This window comes from Tropicibacter naphthalenivorans, assembly GCF_900176475.1.
Lineage (GTDB): Bacteria > Pseudomonadota > Alphaproteobacteria > Rhodobacterales > Rhodobacteraceae > Tropicibacter > Tropicibacter naphthalenivorans.
In genome coordinates this window covers 1-13,508 of sequence record NZ_FWXX01000003.1, presented here as the reverse complement: position 1 = coordinate 13,508, position 13,508 = coordinate 1, and the positions used below count along the sequence as shown (strand labels likewise).

The following is a 13,508-nucleotide window of genomic DNA, read 5'->3' as shown; positions in this document are numbered from 1 at the left end:
GAAAATGGGTAAAGTGATCGGTATCGACCTCGGCACCACCAACTCCTGCGTTGCCATCATGGATGGCTCTCAGGCGCGCGTGATCGAGAACGCCGAAGGTGCTCGCACCACCCCCTCCATCGTTGGCTTCACCGAAGATGAACGCCTCGTGGGCCAGCCGGCCAAGCGTCAGGCTGTGACCAACCCGGAAAACACCATCTTTGCGGTCAAGCGTCTGATCGGCCGTCGCACCACCGACGCCGAAGTGACCAAGGACAAGGACATCGTTCCGTACAAGATCGTCGACGGCGGCAACGGTGACGCATGGGTCGAGATCCGTGGCGAGAAATTCTCGCCCGCGCAGATCTCTGCCTTCACGCTGCAAAAGATGAAAGAAACCGCCGAGAGCTATCTTGGCGAAGAAGTGACGCAGGCGGTCATCACCGTTCCCGCGTATTTTAACGACGCTCAGCGTCAGGCCACCAAGGACGCCGGCAAGATCGCCGGTCTCGAAGTGCTGCGCATCATCAACGAGCCGACCGCGGCTGCGCTGGCCTATGGTCTGGACAAGAAAGAAACCCGCACCATCGCGGTCTATGACCTTGGCGGCGGTACCTTCGACGTCACGATCCTGGAAATCGACGACGGCCTGTTCGAAGTGAAATCCACCAACGGTGACACGTTCCTTGGCGGTGAAGACTTTGACATGCGCATCGTCAACTACCTCGCCACCGAGTTCAAGAAAGAGCACGGCGCGGACCTGACCAAGGACAAGATGGCGCTTCAGCGTCTCAAGGAAGCTGCGGAAAAGGCCAAGATCGAGCTGTCGTCCTCGACTCAGACCGAGATCAACCAGCCGTTCATCACCATGGGGGCCAACGGTCAGCCGCTGCACCTTGTGATGAAGCTGACCCGCGCCAAGCTGGAAAGCCTTGTGGGTGACCTGATCAAGAACTCGCTCAAGCCCTGTGCTGCGGCGCTCAAGGATGCTGGCCTGACCACCTCCGACATCGACGAAGTCGTTCTGGTCGGCGGTCAGACCCGTATGCCGAAGGTCATCGAAGAGGTGACCAAGTTCTTTGGCAAAGAGCCGCACAAGGGTGTGAACCCGGACGAAGTCGTTGCCATGGGCGCCGCCATTCAGGCCGGTGTTCTGCAGGGCGACGTCAAGGACGTGGTTCTGCTGGACGTGACCCCGCTGTCCCTGGGCATCGAAACGCTGGGTGGCGTGTTCACCCGCCTGATCGACCGCAACACCACGATCCCGACGAAAAAGTCTCAGGTCTTCTCGACCGCCGAAGACAACCAGTCGGCCGTGACGATCCGCGTCTTCCAGGGTGAGCGTGAGATGGCTGCCGACAACAAGATGCTGGGCCAGTTCAACCTGGAAAACATCCCGCCGGCTCCGCGCGGTATGCCCCAGATCGAAGTGACCTTTGACATTGACGCAAACGGCATCGTGTCCGTCGGCGCCAAGGACAAGGGCACCGGCAAGGAACAGCAGATCACGATCCAGGCGTCCGGCGGTCTGTCCGATGACGACATCGAGCGCATGGTCAAAGAGGCCGAGGAAAACGCCGACGCCGACAAGGCCCGCAAGGAGCTGGTCGAGGCGCGCAACCAGGCGGAAAGCCTCATCCACTCGACCGAGAAGTCGATCGAGGATCACGGCGACAAGGTGGACCCGTCCACCGTCGAAGCGATCGAGCTGGCCGTTGCTGCGCTGAAGGACGATCTGGAAAAAGACGACGTTGACGCTGAAAAGCTCAAGGCCGGCATCCAGAACGTGACCGAGGTCGCGATGCGTCTGGGCGAAGCGATCTACAAGGCGCAGGCCGAAGAGGGTGGCGCTGATGAGCCCGCCGCGTCCGATGCCGCAGGTCCGGGCGAAGACGACATCGTCGACGCCGACTTCGAGGATCTCGACAACGACAAGCGTGGCTGAGGCCATAGCCCTCGGAACGCATCTGGGGCCGGTCCGGATACCGGGCTGGCCCTTTTTCGTTCCAGTAAAGGAGGACTCCCATGTCCAAGCGTGACTACTACGATCTGCTCGGCGTGGCCAAAGGGGCCTCGGCCGATGAGATCAAGAAAGGCTTTCGTACGAAGGCCAAGGAACTGCACCCCGACCGCAACGCCGACAACCCGGATGCCGAGGCGCAGTTCAAAGAAGTAAACGAGGCCTACGACGTCCTGAAGGACCCGGAAAAGAAGGCCGCCTACGACCGTTACGGCCATGCTGCCTTTGAGGGCGGAATGGGCGGCGGCCCGCGTCCCGGTGGTGGAATGGGCGGTGGTCAGGGTGACTTTGCCAGCGCGTTTTCCGACGTGTTCGACGACCTGTTCGGCGACTTCATGGGCGGGCGTCAGGGCGGCCGCCAGCGGGCGGCGCGCGGGGCGGACCTGCGCTATAACCTGCGCGTGACCCTCGAAGAGGCGTACAGCGGCCTGCAAAAGACGATCAATGTGCCGACCTCGGTGCAATGCGGCGAATGCAACGGCTCTGGGGCCGAGGGCGGCGCGGAACCGACCACCTGTCCGACCTGTTCCGGCATGGGCAAGGTGCGCGCGACCCAAGGGTTCTTTACCGTGGAACGGACCTGTCCGACCTGTTCGGGTCTGGGCCAGATCATCAAGAACCCCTGCACCAAGTGTAACGGCGCGGGCCGCACCCAAAAGGAACGTTCGCTGTCCGTGAACATCCCGGCGGGTGTGGAAACCGGCACGCGCATTCGTCTGGCTGGCGAAGGCGAGGCGGGGATGCGCGGTGGCCCTCCCGGCGATCTGTACATCTTTATCGAGGTGGACCGTCACAAGATCTTTGAGCGTGAGGCGACCGAGCTGCATTGCCGGGTGCCTGTGTCCATGACGGCGGCGGCCTTGGGTGGCGACATCGAGGTGCCGACGATCGACGGCGGACGCAGCCGCGTGAAAATCCCGGCGGGATCGCAGTCGGGTCGCCAGATGCGTCTGCGCGGCAAGGGGATGCCTGCCCTGCGCGGCGGTGGCACGGGGGATATGTTCATCGAGCTGGCGGTTGAGACGCCGGTGAACCTGACCTCGCGCCAGAAGGAACTGCTGAAGGAATTCGAGAGCCTCGCCGAGGACAACAACCCGGAAAGCTCGACTTTCTTCAAGTCGGTCAAGAACTTCTGGGATTCGATGAAGGGGTAAATCGACGAACCTCGCTACGCGAGGCGAAGCGTCCAGTGGACGCTTCGGTCGATTTACGGGCGGAGACCCGGGTTCGATTTACGTGCGGAGCCCCGGGTTCGATTTGCAGCCTAAAAACAAACAGCATCGCCCCGGCCCTCGCGCTGGGGCGTTTGCGTTTTAACCTGCCGGTAACCAATTGCGGGCACCCTCACGGTATGACCAGAGGCCCGCATTTCTCCGAATCCCAAGCCGCCTTGTTCGACTTTGACGAGGCGCAGGCCGAACCCCTCGCCGGGGGCACGCGCCTGCCGTCCTATATCAAGGATCACCGGGCGCGCCTGCGCGAACGCTTTTTGATCGGCGGGGCCGATGCCTTGCCCGATTACGAGCTGCTCGAACTGGTGCTGTTCCGCGCGATCCCCCGCCGGGACGTCAAACCCCTCGCGCGGCAACTGCTCGAAATCTTTGGCGATTTCAACGGTGTCGTCTCTGCGCCCAAGGCCCGCCTGTCAGAGATCAAGGGGGTGGGCGATGCGGTCATCACCGAACTCAAAATCGTCGAGGCCTCGGCTCATCGTCTCGCGCGGTCCAAGGTCATCAACAAACATGTGGTCAGCTCTTGGGACGCGCTGCTGGATTACTGCCAGACCGCGATGGCGCATGGCGACATCGAACAGTTCCGGGTGCTCTATCTGGATCGCAAGAACGTGCTGATCGCCGACGAGGCGCAGGCGCGCGGCACCGTCGATCACGTCCCCGTCTACCCGCGCGAGGTGGTCAAACGCGCGCTCGAACTGAACGCGACGGCGATGATTCTTGTGCACAATCACCCCAGCGGCGACCCGACCCCCAGCCAAGCGGACATCGACATGACCGCGCAAATCCAGATGGCCGCCGATACCATGGGGATCACGCTGCACGACCACCTCGTGATCGGCAAGTCGCGCGAGCTGAGCTTTCGGTCCGAGGGGCTGTTGTAGCGCTTAGCGCACCCAGACCTCGACCCGCCGGTTGACCTCGCGCCCCCAAGAGCTGTCGTCGCAGGCCATGGGCATCGCCTCGCCAAAACCCTTGTCACCGATGGCAATGCGCCCCAAATCGGCGGTTTCGGCCGTGTCCTGCACCGCCGTGCGCACCGCCAAAGCGCGTTTTCGGGCGATCCGCAGGTTGGGCGCGGCGGGGCCTTGGCCGTCGGAAAAGCCCACGAACATCACCTCGCGCCCATCGTACACGCCGGCTTCCATCGCCGCGGCGAGCTGCTGGACGTTGGATCGGGACTGCGCGTCCAGACGGCTTGACCCGGGTTCAAACCGGAAAGAGGTCGTCAGGCGGCGCATCCCGGCCAAAGCCTGCGTCATCTCTTGCAAGGTCCGCAGGCCGTCCTCTCCCTCTGCGACGGTGATGGCGTTGACAAAGCGGTCGCCCTGCATGTCGATGGCCACCTCTTCGGGCGCCTGGTCGATGAAACCGGCGCGGCGGATCACGATCTGCGCCATGGGGCTGCGGGTAAAGGTTAGGAACTCGCGCGCGAGTTTCGGCAAGCGCCGCGCCGGGACATATAGGAACATCGGCGCGGTCAGCGGGTAGTCCTCTGTCTTGATGGATCGGCGCGCGGCCCGCAGGGTAAACCCGCAAGCGCCCGTCAGGACCAAGGGCTTGGTATTGCCGATCTCGGAAAAGCTCGCGATTCCAAGGCCAAAGGGATCGCGGGCAACGGCCTCTGCCAGGGCGGCGTTGGTGTCATGGCGCACGGCGTCCTCTGGCACGGTCCCGCGCGCAGGTTTCAAAAGGCGGTCCTGCATGGTCTGAGCCAGCCCAGAGCCGCCATCGCGCAGGTGCAAGGTGATCGGCGCATCGGCACCGCCAAGCGGGCCCCAATTGGTGATGCGCCCAGACAAAACGCCCGCCAGCTGGGTCAGGGTCAGGCCGTTCACGGGATTGCTGGGCGAGGTGATCGGCACCATCGCGTCCAGCGCCACCACCCGAGAGCGGTTGGCTTGGGTCATGTCGCCCAGTCCTTCGGCGCGGGCCTGTTTCGCCTCGGCGGGGCGGATTTCGCGCAGCGCCATCACGATGTCGGCGTCATCCGCCAAGAGGTCGTCAAAGCCTTGGTCGGTGTTGGTCACGTGAAAGTAGAACCGCCCCACAGGCTTCCCATTGTCGCGGATCACGTAGGTGAAATGCGTGTCGTCCTGCACCTCGCGCGTGGTGGTCATGCCGCCGCGCAGGGCAAAGCTTTGGATCAGGGCAGGCATCAACACGCGGCCCATGGTGGCAGAGCCAGAGATGTCCACTTCGGCGACGTAGTCGATCAGTGAGGGGCAGCCGACGCCTTCGCAGTTGACGCCAGAGCCATCGACCGTCAGCTCGCCAAAGCGCGTTTCGATCCGGTAGAATTCGCCGTCAAAGCCCAGCAGCGTGCCGGTCAGCTCGACCCCGCCATCGCGAGAGCGCAGCGTGATGTCTTGGGCCAGCGCCGCAGAGACCGCTGCCATAATGAAAAGTGCGGCGAAAACCGCCGCACGCAAGAGTGCCATGTGATGCCCACCAAACCCGTCTTATCTGGCGGCGATTTTCAGGTCTTCGACGAGGTTTTTCAACACCAGAAAGTCACCAACAGAGTCGCAGGACGGCATTTGCAGGTCCAGATCGCGCACGCGCAGCCCCGCGTCACCGCGAATTTCCAGGGTTTGGGCGGAAACCGCCTTTTGGCAGTTGGTGGCGGTGATCTCTGCCTCGACGGTCAGGATGATCTCTCCGGGGGTTTTGGCGGTGCCGGAGGGGAAAGAATAGACCTCGGCGATCAGCGCGTCGGGGGCGTCCTTTTGGCCGAGACGGGTCAGAAAGCCGCCCTCGCCGCGGGCCGCCGCCGCCAGATCGCCCGACGCATCGGACCAGATGTGCCCGTCGGAAAAGTAGTCGGCGTCGAATTCACGCGCGTGCAGTTGCAGCCCCGCATCGCCTTTCCACTGAACGACGACGCGGTCGTAGAACGGCAAAGAGGTTACGTCGGCGCTGGCGGTTGCCCCGTCGCCATTGCCGAAAGACGCGATAAAGATCGCCCGCTCGGCAATTGCCGGGACACGCAGGGTCAGATCGCCGTCGGCGGGCATGGTTTCGGTGAACATGATGCCTTGGTGATGGAAGGTCACGCGTTCGGCCCCGTTGCAGGGCGCGCTGAGCGTCAGATCGACCTGAGCGCCCGCCGTCGGCGTCGCGGTCATCGAAATGTCGCAGGACGCGGTTTCGGGCGCGGGCTGCGGCGCGGGGGCCAGTGCCTTGGCGGGCTGGCCAAAGTTGTCGGGCAGATTGCCCAGGTCCAGCTCTTCGGGGGCGATGATCCGCTCCAGGGTCTCGCCCTCGGGCGCTTGAGGCGCCAGCTTGGGCGCCCTGAGCGCCGAAGACGTGTCGGTGATGGCCGAAACCTCGACCGTCGCAGGCGCGCGCAGACCGTTCGACGGCGGCAAGCCAAAGCCGAACTGCATCACGTACCCGATGCCAAATGCGCAGACCAACGTCGCGCCACCCAAAGCGTAGCTCTTGAGACCAGCCATTGCTGCCTCCTGTCCTAACCGTTCTGGAAACAACTTGTCGGCGAAAAGTGGCGGGCATGGGGCGGGCGGGCGGAGTCATTGCGGCAAAATCGGTAAATGTTTTGCAAAACGCACTTGGGGGCTTGCGCCAAAACAATTGCCTTATGGTGGCTGTCGGCTAGGCTTTGCCCCATGCAAAGCGCGTTGTCCCATCCTGTGTATCGGCGTCTGCTGTTGGCGCAAATCCTGTCGGTGCTGGGATCGGGGCTGACGACCATTGCGCTGGGGCTTTTGGCGTTTGACCTGGCCGGGGCGGATGCAGGTGTGGTGCTGGGTACGGCGCTGACGATCAAGATGGTGGCCTATGTGGGGCTGGCCCCGGTGGCGGCGGCTGTCTCGGCGCGGATGCCGCGCAGAGGGTTTTTGATCGGGTTGGATGTGGCGCGGGCCTCGTTGGTCTTGGCCTTGCCCTTTGTCACCGAGATTTGGCAGATCTACGCGCTGGTGTTCGGCTTTCAGGCCTTTTCGGCGGCGTTCACCCCGACGTTTCAGGCGACGATCCCCGATATACTCGAGGATGAGGCCGCCTATACCCAAGCGCTGTCTTACGCGCGCCTGACCTATGATCTCGAATCGCTTTTGGCACCGATGTTGGCCGGGGCGATTCTGGCCGTTACGTCTTTCCACGCGCTGTTCGGCGGCACGGCGATCGGGTTTTTGGCGTCAGCGGCGCTGGTGGCCAGCGTCCGTTTGCCTGATCGCAAGGCCGGCGCCCCGGCCCCCTTTCGCAAGCGCGTGACCCGAGGGATCTGGATCTATTTCGCCACCCCAAGGCTACGCGGTTTGTTGGCGCTGTATGTCGCGGTGGCGGCGGCGACGGCGATGGTGATCGTGAACACGGTGGTGCGGGTCAAGGCCGACCTCGGCTACGGCGATCAGATGGTTGCGCTGCATTTCGCGGCCAGCGGGATCGGGTCCATGGCGGTGGCGCTGGTGTTGCCGCGGGTGCTGGGGCAGCGCGCGCCAAGGCCGGTGATGCTGCTGGGCGGCGGGGTTCTGATCTCGGGGCTGATGCTGGCGGGGCTCGGGCCGGGGGTGGTCGCGGGGCTACTGCTGTGGGCGATGATTGGGGCAGGGGCGGCGATGATCCAGACCCCGGCGGGGGTTTTGATCACCCGGTCTTGTCACGCCGAGGATCGCCCCGCGCTGTTTGCGGCCCAGTTTGCCCTGTCACACGCGGCGTGGCTGTTGGCCTATCCCCTGGCCGGAGGGCTGGGGGCAGCGCTTGGGCTGTCGTCGACCTTTTGGGTCATGGCGGGTCTGGCGGCAGGGGGCACCTTTGCGGCGATGCGGCTGTGGCCAGCGGACGATCCAGCTCAGATCGAGCATGAGCACCCGGCGCCAGACGCCCACACCGGCGATCAAGGCCCGGTTCGGCACAGCCATGCCTTTGTAATCGACGACCACCACCCAGCATGGCCGCGTCACCACAAGCCATAGGGGGACACCGTAGGTTCCCCCCAATAATGGGGCGCTGTTCGGCAGCCTTGCAAATAGACCTTAAGAGACGATTGTCCCGTGAGCGGCAAACGGAACCTCTATGTGCCCTTGGTCAATCCGATGCCTCAGCGTCAGATTGGCCGCCCCGGCCGGTTGAGGCTGGTCGGTTGCGGCTGGTCGTAGAGGTGACCGCCTCTCTTGTTTCTCGACTGCTGCTTTCGGGTTTACGGCTGATGGCGTGGCCGGGCCCGCAGCAAGCTGATTTCGCACGCGCCAACCGTGAAGGACACTGACACGTTAATCGAAAATTAACTTTGACAGTTCAGCCTGAAAGTTGCCCCGCTGGTCTAGGGCAAAACGCTATTGCTCAGCTTTTTTGCCACCTCATCGACGCGCAATCCTGACGACGAAAGAGGATCGTATCTCTTGCGACACCATCGAATTGATACATCCGTTCGCGGTTTTGAACGCGAGGCCGTCTTCAGGCCCACGCCGTTCCTTGGGTTGGCTCTTTTTATTGTCGTGCAGGCGTGCGGTCTGTTGCTCGTGTTGCCGGGGTTCGAAAGCTGGGGCGGATTGTATGCGATGCACCCGGTGACCCTGGGACTGGGCGTTCTTTTGACCGCCGCAATCGTCTTGGCCCTCCCCGAGATGCCATCGGGCATATGGCGCAAAATCGCCGTCGGGATCGGCGCATTCACCCTTGTTTCGGGGCTGTCGCTGCTGACATTCCGCTGGCTTGAACTCCAGAGCCTTGCGCCTGCCGCCGTTCTGGACCGTATTGGCACCGCTAAGGCAGCCCGCCACGTCAGCGTCGCGACGTTGGTGATGATTGTCGGCCTGTCGCTCGCGGCGCTGTTTCAAGCGCAGGCTTGGGCGCGTCCCAGACATCGCGCAAGGTTCGTGACTGCTTCCCTGGGGCTGATATTCCTCATTGGATTAACGAGCGCCCTGCAATTGGCGGGCTATCTTTTGGCGCCGTCCAAGGACACGCTCATCCACGGTATGGGGGCACCCACTGCGGTCCTGTTTCTGACGCAAGCACTGGCCATGTGCGATCATCCAACCGTTCGAACGCCCGTTCGCGGCAAAGGCTTTGCCTTGAGAGTTCTGCCCACGATCATCGGAGCCAGCCTGGCAAGCCTGCACGGCGCTGTCGCGCTGAGCATGGGACGCCCCGTTCTCGAGACGACACTTTTTGTCGGGCTCCTGTACGGGCTGGTGACATTGTTGGCGGTGCGAGTTTTGCGCCAAAGAGGCGCCGCGACCCTAAGCGCGATCGTCGCCGTAAGCGGCCATCGGCCACGACAATCAGAGCTTTATTTCCCGTCCCTTGTCGCGCTGGAGCTTTGGGCGCTGTTCCGTGCGGGACAGCGTGGCCAGCGCATTCATGACTTTATCATGATCTTTACCCTCGCCGTTGGCGCCATCGCGCTTGACGCGGCCAGCACAACGATTGCGGGGGTCTGGTGGGCGAACTTTGCGCTGATTTTTCTGGTTTTGTTCCGGCCCCTGCGCGACTGGCCGCTGATTGCCCTGACAGGCCTGACGGCGATGGTCGCGGCCAATACCTTGATGGGGCATTCCTTGTGGCCAACGGTGGTCATGTCAACGATCAATAGCATGACGGCGGTGCTCTCTGCCGCATTTCTGCACCGGCTTTTGTTGCCCAAGACAGACGGAAATGGATGGCAGTGCCTGCGGCTCACGGCGCCACGCCTTGTGATGGCGATTTTGGGCCTTGGCGTCGTGGTCATGATCATGGGGACTGTCTCTTCCGCGTTCCTCGCGAAAACCTTCGAAACGCAGATGTCGGCCATTTGGGTATTTTGGGTGGTCAGCGACTTTGTCGGCGGCTTGGCGGTTGCCGGCATTGCCATCGGTCTCGCGCTACAGTCCAACGCGCCAGACGTGCCGCACGTCGCCAGGCCCCGGACAGCCGTGCTGCATATGGCGTTCGCAGCCGCGGCCGCAGCCTGTGGCTTCGCGCTCGGCACCCAGAACCCGACGCTGCACGACATGGCCATTTTCGGGATCGTGGTGATCGCTTTGGCGGCTACTTTCCACGCCACCTTGATTGACGGGGCGGTCTCGGTCTTTGTGGCCGTCATTGCGTTCTTCCTCTCGGCGGCGCTGGCCCAAGCGCCGGAGGACAGCTTCCCTTGGACGGCGGTCTTGTTCGGCGAGACGGCTTTCCTGCTGCGGTCCTTCGCCAAGCATCGCGAGGCGCAGTCCACAGCGACGCAGGTCGCCATGTTCGAACGTGGGCCGATCATGATGGCCACCTACGACAGCGACCAGCGTATCGTCAGCGCTTCGAACCGGCTTGCGGACTTTGTCGGTAGCACCGCCAGTGCCTTGGTCGGAAAGCCTATTTTTGGCGAAAGCGTTCTTTTCCTCCCGGAAGAAGAACGGCTGCGCGCAGAGGTCTTTCACGCTTGCCCGACGGATGAAATCCTCATCGTCAACGGCACCCTGCGAACCCATGACGGCCAAGAGAAACCGGTGATCGTCGAAAGCCGGTGGAGCGATGGGCCGACCCTTCCGTTCCGCTTTACGGCGCAATTCACCGATGTCTCGGATTTCGCGTCCTTCGAATTCGCAAACGTCCTGCTGAGCAAGACCGACGCGATCATCATGGTGCAAGGACCGGACAAACGGGTGCGGGCCGTTTCTGAGGCATGGGTGCGGGCAACCGGGTACAGCATGGAGGAAAGTATCGGCGTCGACCCGTCCATCTGGCTGATGGATGAAACCGCAATCGAAGAGATCCGGGAACAGCGCAATCGTCCGGGTTATCCAGCCTGTGACGGGGGCACTGGCTGGCGCCGAGTCCTGCGCGCCAAGGACGGGCGCAGGCTTGTATTCATCGCCAGTGGCGCAAGCCAGACCGTCGCGGGCGAAACGTTGCTGATCATGACACTCGTCGATGTGACCGCGCTGGAAAAGCAGCACGAAGCCCAGCTGCAATACCTGTCCGAAAGCCCGGCCGCGAGCATCGTTCAGGGAGAGCACTACCGGATCATCTCCGTCTCCGAAGGGTTCAAGCGTCTCACCGGATACAGCGACGACGACCTGATCGGCAACGATGGTCAAATTCTGCTGCCGGAAACTTGCCGCGCAGAGGTTGTCGCGAACCGGGGGCAATCGCATCCTCTGGGCGTTGTCAGGACCGATGTGCGGCAAATCATCTGCAAGGACGGCCGCGAAATCACGATGCGCCGCGATGCGCTGAACACACGCAGCGTGACCTCGGGGGAAATTCTCGTGATCTCTGCGATGACAGACCTTTCGGCAGAACTGGAGGTCCGTCAGACGCTGGAGGAAATGGCGCTTCGGGATCCGCTGACCGGGCTGTACGTCCGCCGTTACCTGACGATGCCGGACAGTTTGCCAACCGACGATTGCTGCCTGATCGCGCTCGATATCGACCATTTCAAGTCGGTGAACGATTCCTTTGGCCATGATGTGGGGGATCGGCTTTTGGTGAAGGTCGCCGACGCCTTGAAGGCGGTGTTGCCGAATGCCGGTGTGGCGCTGCGCACGGGCGGCGAGGAATTCTGCATCTGGGCCCCTTGGTTGGGCTGGAGGGTCGCCGAGGCGTTTGCCGAAACGCTGCGCGAAGCCATCGCTGATGTGGTGATCACGACCCCCGGCGGACACATAGGGCGAACGGCGAGCATTGGTGTTGCGCATTGGCAGGCCGGCGAAAGTTTCGATCGGGCGTTCCAGACTTGCGATACGGCTCTGCGCGCCGCCAAGGAGAATGGCCGGGATCGCGTCGTCCTCGCGGATCATACGTTCAAGGAGGCAATCGGCTCCAGCAACGCGACCCTCGCTGACATCGAAGCCGCGCTGCGTGCCGACGACATCGTGTATCACCTACAGCCGGTCATTGATTGCGCCCGCAACCGGACCATCGGCTACGAAGCCCTCGTGCGTTGGGATCGCGGGGACGCGGGCAACATGGGCCCGGCCAGCTTCCTTGGGGGCTACCTTGAACTCACCTCGCAAAAGCAATGGCTCGACTACCCGATCAAGGCTCTTGTGTCGGCCTGCCACGCCCTGCCGCCGGAGGATGATGGGTTCCTGGCGGTGAATCTCGCGGTCTCTGCGGTTGCCTACGATGGCGCTGCGCGCCACCTGGCACGTCTACTGGCGCCGATTTCCCAGAAACGCAAAATCGTGCTCGAAATATCCGAACAAAGCATGTCCCACCGATTGGAAGTCGATGCCCTTCGGCGCGAGTTGCTGTTGTTGAAAGACGCCGGGTTCGAGATTGCACTGGACGATTTCGGGCGCGAAGCCAGCAATCTTGATCGGCTTCTCGACCTCCCGATTTCGTGGCTCAAGCTGGATCGCTGCCTGATCGCACGGTCTGATGTCGATCAAAGGGCACAGGAGCTGCTGCGCCACATGCCGGACATCTGCAAAGCCTTCGACGCGGAAATCATCGCGGAAGGTGTCGAAACAGCGATTCAACGCGATACGCTTATCGGGCTTGGGATCACCATACAGCAAGGCTACCTGCACGGACGGCCTGCACCCGCTGCAGAATGGAAGCAAAATACCATTCCCTTTAGACGGCAATCGCTCTCGGCGATCTGAGATGAAGCAGGTCATATAGCCGCTTGAAACCGGACGCGTGCGTTCGATTTCTGTCGCTTTAAGTTGAAAGCAGACTTGCGGCGACAAAGCGGTGCAGGGCGTGATAATCTCCGGGATGCGTCTGTCTGGGCCCAAAGTTACCTATCAACTTGGTTTGGGGCGGCGCTTGCTTCATGGTCTTGCCGCGAATGCGCTCTGAACGGCCACCATTAGAGCGCAATTGGTTCTGAGGGCTCATCCAGAAAGAAGCTCCTCTTCTTTGACCCGAGAAGGCTGTGGTCGCACCTGTAGAGAATGTTGGAAATCCGCCGAGTCCGTGGAAAGATACTCGTTCTCTGGCGCAGAATGTTGCCCCCAGAATGGGCCGCAAGTGCCTTTCTTGCCAGGCTTTTCGCGGTTGCTGCGGTGCGGGAAGGATCTTGGCCAGCTTGCGGAGGTTCTGGGCGGTTGCGGCGAGGAGAGCTTCGTCATTGGCCCCGCAAGGTCCACTGTCCATCGTCAGAGTTTTTCGGCCAGTTAGCGGCCTGATTGAAGAGAGGGGCTGGCGCATCTGGTTGGTGTCATTATGCGTGACCTGCTGAAGAACTTGAAAAAGTTTGTCCCAAAGGCCGAAAGTGGCGTTATTTGTCTTAGGCTCAGGACTCATTTCCATTCATAGCCAGAAGATGACGATGGCGGCGAGAGCGATGGCTGAGAGAAAGATGACCGGGTTTCGGTCGTAACGCGTCGCGA

General features: G+C 62.2%; 8 protein-coding genes. 5 read left to right on the top strand and 3 right to left on the bottom strand.

The window, feature by feature from the left end; translation table 11 throughout:
- The first annotated feature begins 4 nt into the window (after window positions 1-4).
- From dnaK to radC, 3 genes are all read left to right on the top strand, one after another.
- Complete coding sequence (dnaK, locus tag B9A11_RS08030) at window positions 5-1,924, top strand: molecular chaperone DnaK (RefSeq protein ID WP_058247888.1); 1,920 nt, start codon at window positions 5-7, stop codon at window positions 1,922-1,924.
- 80 nt (window positions 1,925-2,004) lie between these two features.
- The gene (dnaJ, locus tag B9A11_RS08025; RefSeq protein WP_058247887.1) at window positions 2,005-3,153 is read left to right on the top strand and encodes a molecular chaperone DnaJ; all 1,149 of its coding nucleotides are present in this window, start codon (window positions 2,005-2,007) and stop codon (window positions 3,151-3,153) included.
- Window positions 3,154-3,350: 197 nt separating this feature from the next.
- Window positions 3,351-4,115: a RadC family protein gene (gene radC, locus B9A11_RS08020; RefSeq protein ID WP_058247886.1), complete on the top strand. Its 765-nt coding sequence runs from the start codon at window positions 3,351-3,353 to the stop codon at window positions 4,113-4,115.
- A 3-nt stretch (window positions 4,116-4,118) separates the two neighbouring features.
- Here radC and B9A11_RS08015 read toward each other — a convergent pair whose 3' ends face one another.
- Window positions 4,119-5,672 carry a phosphate ABC transporter substrate-binding/OmpA family protein gene (locus B9A11_RS08015; RefSeq protein WP_058247885.1) on the bottom strand — a complete coding sequence of 518 codons (1,554 nt, stop codon included), beginning with the start codon at window positions 5,670-5,672 and terminating at the stop codon, window positions 4,119-4,121.
- 21 nt (window positions 5,673-5,693) lie between these two features.
- Entirely contained in the window at window positions 5,694-6,689 is a 996-nt protein-coding gene (locus B9A11_RS08010; protein WP_058247884.1) for a hypothetical protein, read from the bottom strand.
- Window positions 6,690-6,860: 171 nt separating this feature from the next.
- Between B9A11_RS08010 and B9A11_RS08005 the strand changes: the two genes are divergently transcribed.
- Complete coding sequence (locus tag B9A11_RS08005; protein ID WP_058247883.1) at window positions 6,861-8,168, top strand: MFS transporter; 1,308 nt, start codon at window positions 6,861-6,863, stop codon at window positions 8,166-8,168.
- Between the two features lie 363 nt (window positions 8,169-8,531).
- Window positions 8,532-12,776, top strand: coding sequence for a GGDEF and EAL domain-containing protein (locus B9A11_RS08000; protein ID WP_143595835.1), 4,245 nt, complete (start codon window positions 8,532-8,534; stop codon window positions 12,774-12,776).
- A 58-nt stretch (window positions 12,777-12,834) separates the two neighbouring features.
- Here B9A11_RS08000 and B9A11_RS07995 read toward each other — a convergent pair whose 3' ends face one another.
- Window positions 12,835-13,428, bottom strand: coding sequence for a hypothetical protein (locus B9A11_RS07995; RefSeq protein WP_143595834.1), 594 nt, complete (start codon window positions 13,426-13,428; stop codon window positions 12,835-12,837).
- Between the last annotated feature and the right edge of the window lie 80 nt (window positions 13,429-13,508).

Bases quoted from the DNA above. Each gene is read 5' to 3' on its own strand.
- dnaK (WP_058247888.1), top strand. From the start codon at position 5: ATGGGTAAAGTGATCGGTATCGACCTCGGCACCACCAACTCCTGCGTT.
- dnaJ (WP_058247887.1), top strand. From the start codon at position 2,005: ATGTCCAAGCGTGACTACTACGATCTGCTCGGCGTGGCCAAAGGGGCC.
- radC (WP_058247886.1), top strand. From the start codon at position 3,351: ATGACCAGAGGCCCGCATTTCTCCGAATCCCAAGCCGCCTTGTTCGAC.
- B9A11_RS08015 (WP_058247885.1), bottom strand. From the start codon at position 5,672: ATGGCACTCTTGCGTGCGGCGGTTTTCGCCGCACTTTTCATTATGGCA.
- B9A11_RS08010 (WP_058247884.1), bottom strand. From the start codon at position 6,689: ATGGCTGGTCTCAAGAGCTACGCTTTGGGTGGCGCGACGTTGGTCTGC.
- B9A11_RS08005 (WP_058247883.1), top strand. From the start codon at position 6,861: ATGCAAAGCGCGTTGTCCCATCCTGTGTATCGGCGTCTGCTGTTGGCG.
- B9A11_RS07995 (WP_143595834.1), bottom strand. From the start codon at position 13,428: ATGGAAATGAGTCCTGAGCCTAAGACAAATAACGCCACTTTCGGCCTT.